1 pseudogene is annotated in these 4,177 nt (G+C 73.9%); it reads left to right on the forward strand.

Features of this window, described 5'->3' with window-relative positions:
- Positions 1-21 precede the first annotated feature (21 nt).
- A pseudogene (locus tag ACH4EB_RS38505) lies at positions 22-4,177 on the forward strand (amino acid adenylation domain-containing protein); the annotation flags it as partial.

A 4,177-nucleotide genomic window follows, 5' to 3' on the forward strand; every position in this document is an offset into this window, starting at 1 on the left:
GATCTCTCCGGGATCCGGCAGGTGGCCTGGAGCGCCGGCCTCGACCTGGGGCGGCTCCCCGAGGGCCCGGTGCGCCTCACCGGCATACCCAACGCCCGTCTGGTCGCCGAGGTGGCGGCCGAGCGCGCGCTGGACGGCCTGGACGGCCCGAATGCCGAAGGCTTCGCCGGTGGCGCCGCGATCGACCCGGAGGACCTGGTCGCACGGGGGCGGGAGCACGGTCTGCGCGTGGTCCCCACCTGGTCGGCGCGGTCGATGGACCTCTTCGACGCCGTGATCCTGCCCGGCGGCGCGGACGGGACCGTCCTGTCGGGCGTCTACGCGCCCGCCACCTCCGGCGGCCCCTGGACGAACAACCCGGTGGCCGCGAAGGGCATCGGCGCGGTCGTCGAGGCGGCCCGCGCGCACCTGTCGGAGCGGCTGCCGGAGTACATGGTGCCGTCGGCGGTCATGGTCCTGGACCGGCTGCCGCTGACGCCCAACGGCAAGCTGGACCGCAAGGCGCTGCCCGTACCCGAATACGCCGCCACCCCGGGCGGCCGTGCCCCGCGCACCCCACAGGAAGAGGTGCTGTGCGGCCTGTTCGCCGAGGTGCTCGGCGTGGGCCGGATCGGCATCGACGACAGCTTCTTCGACCTGGGCGGGCACTCGCTGCTCACCACCCGCCTGGTCAGCCGCATCCGCAGCAGCCTGGGCACCGAGGTGCCGATCGCCGCGGTCTTCGAGGCGCCGACCGTCGCCGGGCTGGCGGCCCGCCTCACCGGCGACGGCCGCACCCGTACGGCCCTGGTCCCGATGGAGCGTCCCGATGTGGTGCCGCTGTCGTTCGCGCAGCGCCGCCTGTGGTTCCTGCACCAACTGGAGGGCCGCTCCGCGACGTACAACATGCCGCTGGCGCTGCGCCTGACCGGTGACATGGACGCGGACGCGCTGCACGCGGCCCTGCGGGATGTGATCGGGCGGCACGAGTCGCTGCGTACCGTCTTCCCGCAGACCGAGGACGGCGAGCCGCACCAGCGGGTGCTGGACCCGGCCGAGGCGGACTTCAGGTGGGAGAGCCGTACCGTCACCGAGGCCGGGCTGCCGGCCGCCCTCGACGCGGCGGCCACGTACGGCTTCGACCTCGCCGGGGAGATCCCGGTGCGCGCCTGGCTCTTCCGCACCGGCCCGCGGACGGGTGTCCTGCTGCTGCTCGTCCACCACATCGCGGGCGACGGCTGGTCGATGGGCCCGATCGCGCGCGACTTCGTGACCGCCTACACCGCCCGGACCCGCGGCGCCGCCCCGCGGTGGTCGGAGCTGCCCGTGCAGTACGCGGACTACACCCTGTGGCAGCGGGAACTGCTCGGCGACGAGAGCGACCCGGAGAGCCTCTACTCCCGGCAGGTCGCCTACTGGCGGCGGCAGTTGGCGGGCGTACCGGAGCAGGTGACGTTCCCCGCCGACCGGCCGCGCCCGGCGGTCGCCACGTACCAGGGCACCCACGTCGACTTCGCGCTGTCCGCCGGGCTGCACCGGCGGCTGGTGGCGCTGGCCCGCCGCTCGAACGCGACGGTGTTCATGGTCCTCCAGGCCGGTATGGCGGCGCTGCTGACGCGGCTGGGCGCGGGGACGGACATCGCGTTGGGCAGTGGTGTGGCGGGGCGTACGGACGAGGCGCTGGACGATCTGGTGGGCCTGTTCGTCAACACCTTCGTATTGCGCACGGACACCTCCGGGGATCCGAGTTTCGAGGAGTTGCTGGGCCGCGTACGGGAGTCGAGTCTCGCCGCGTACGCGCACCAGGACGTGCCGTTCGAGCATCTGGTGGAACTCCTCAACCCGCAGCGCTCCACCTCCCACCACCCCCTCTTCCAGGTCGCCCTGGTCCTCCAGAACACACCCCGGAGCGCCTTCGAACTCCCCGGCCTGCGGGTCGGTCCGGAAGCCGTCGGCATCGGCAGGTCCCGCTTCGACATGCTGCTCAGCCTGGACGAGAACAGCGGCGAACAGGGCGTCACCGCCACCGTCGAGTACGCGACCGACCTCTTCGACCGGTCCACGGTCGAAAGGCTGCTCGACCGCTGGGTGCGGCTGCTGGAGCAGGTGACGGCCGACCCGTCGCTGCCCGTCGGGCAGGTGGAGCTGCTGTCCGAAGCCGAGCGCGACCAGGTGGTGGCCGGATGGAACCGGACGGCCGCCGAGGTGCCCGGCACCACCCTCGCCGGGTTCGTCGCCGGACACGCCCGCCGCACCCCGGACGCGGCCGCCCTCGTGGCGGGCGACCTGTCGCTCTCCTACGCGGAGCTGGACGCGCGGGTGAACCGGCTGGCGCACTGGCTGACCGGCCAGGGTGTGGGTCCGGAGAAGCTGGTCGGGGTGCTGCTGCCCCGGTCCGCCGACCTGGTGGTCGCGGTCCTCGCCGTACTGAAGGCGGGCGGCGCGTACGTGCCGGTGGACCCGGACTATCCGGAGGAGCGCCGCCGGTACATGCTGGCCGACGCGGCGCCCGTTCTCGTCCTGGACGAGGCGGCGCTGCGGCAGGATCTGTCCGGCTTCCCGGACATCGACCCGGGCGTGGCCGTCGCGCCGGAGAGCCCGGCGTACGTGATCTACACCTCGGGCTCCACCGGGCGCCCCAAGGGCGTGGTGGTCCCGCACCGGGGCGTGGCGAGCCTGGCGCACACCCAGCGGGAACGTCTGGGTGTGACGGCCGGCAGCCGGGTCCTCCAGTTCGCGTCGCCCAGCTTCGACGCCGCCGTCTGGGAACTGGTCGTCGCCTTCGCGCCGGGCGCCACCCTGGTGGTTCCGGAGGGCGGCCGGCTCGTCGGCGAGTCACTGCAAGGCGTCCTCGCCGACCGGCGCATCACCCACGCCCTGATCCCGCCGTCGGTGGTGGCCACGCTGCCTGCCGGCGCCGGTGCCGCGCTGCCGGACTTGGCCTGCCTGGTCGTGGGGGCCGAGGCCGCGCCGCCCGAGCTGGTGGCGCGCTGGTCGGCCGGCGGCCGCACGGTCGTGAACGCGTACGGACCGACCGAGTCGACGGTCTGTGTGTCCATGAGCGACACGTGCACCGGCGGCGTGGTGCCGATCGGCCGCCCGGTCGGCAACACCAAGGCGTACGTGCTGGACGCCGGGCTGCGTCCGGTGCCGGTGGGTGTGGCCGGGGAGTTGTATGCGGCGGGCGCGGGGCTGGCGCGCGGCTACGCGAACCGGCCCGGGCTGACGGCGGAGCGGTTCGTCGCGTCGCCCTTCGAGCCGGGCGTACGGATGTACCGGACGGGCGACCTGGCGCGGTGGCGCGCGGACGGGCAGTTGGAGTACCTGGGCCGTGCGGACGAGCAGGTCAAGGTCCGTGGTTTCCGTATCGAGCCGGGCGAGATCGAGTCGCTGCTGACGGCTTCGGAGGGCGTACGCCAGGCCGTGGTGGTGGCCCGCGAGGACGCGCCGGGCGACCAGCGCCTCGCCGCGTACGTCGTGCCCGACCTCGCCGCCGCCGCGGTCGCGGGCGTCGTCGAGGAGGCCGCCTCCGGCACCGACGCGCAGGTGGGGGAGTGGCGGGAGATCTACGACTCGGTGTACTCCGGGCCGGGCGCCGGGGCCTTCGGTTTCGGTGAGGACTTCTCCGGCTGGGACAGCTCGTACACGGGTGAGCCGATTCCGCTGGACGAGATGCGGGCGTGGCGGGACGCGGCCGTGGAGCGGGTACGGGGCTTCGGCGGCCGTCGCGTCCTGGAGATCGGCGTCGGAACCGGCCTGCTCATGGGGCACTTGGCCCGGCACGTGGACGCGTACTGGGGCACCGACCTGTCCGGCGCCGTCATCGAGCGGCTGACCGGCCAGGTACGGGCCGCGGGCCTCGACGACCGGGTGCACCTGCGCTGCCAGGCCGCCGACGTGACGGAGGGCCTGCCGGCCGGCACGTTCGACACCGTACTGATCAACTCGGTGATCCAGTACTTCCCGGACGGGGAGTATCTGGCCAGGGTCGTCGGCCAGGCGCTGGGGCTGCTGGCGCCCGGCGGCCGGCTGGTGATCGGTGATGTGCGGCATGCCGGTTCGCTGCGGGCGTTGCACGCGGCGGTGCATGCCGGGCGGGGTGTGTCGGCGCGTGCGGTGGTCGACCGGGCGGTGCTGCTGGAGAAGGAGCTGGTCACGGCGCCGGAGTTCTTCGCGGAGCTGGCGGCGCGGGACGAGC

This window comes from Streptomyces sp. NPDC018045, from assembly GCF_044327445.1.
Lineage (GTDB): Bacteria > Actinomycetota > Actinomycetes > Streptomycetales > Streptomycetaceae > Streptomyces.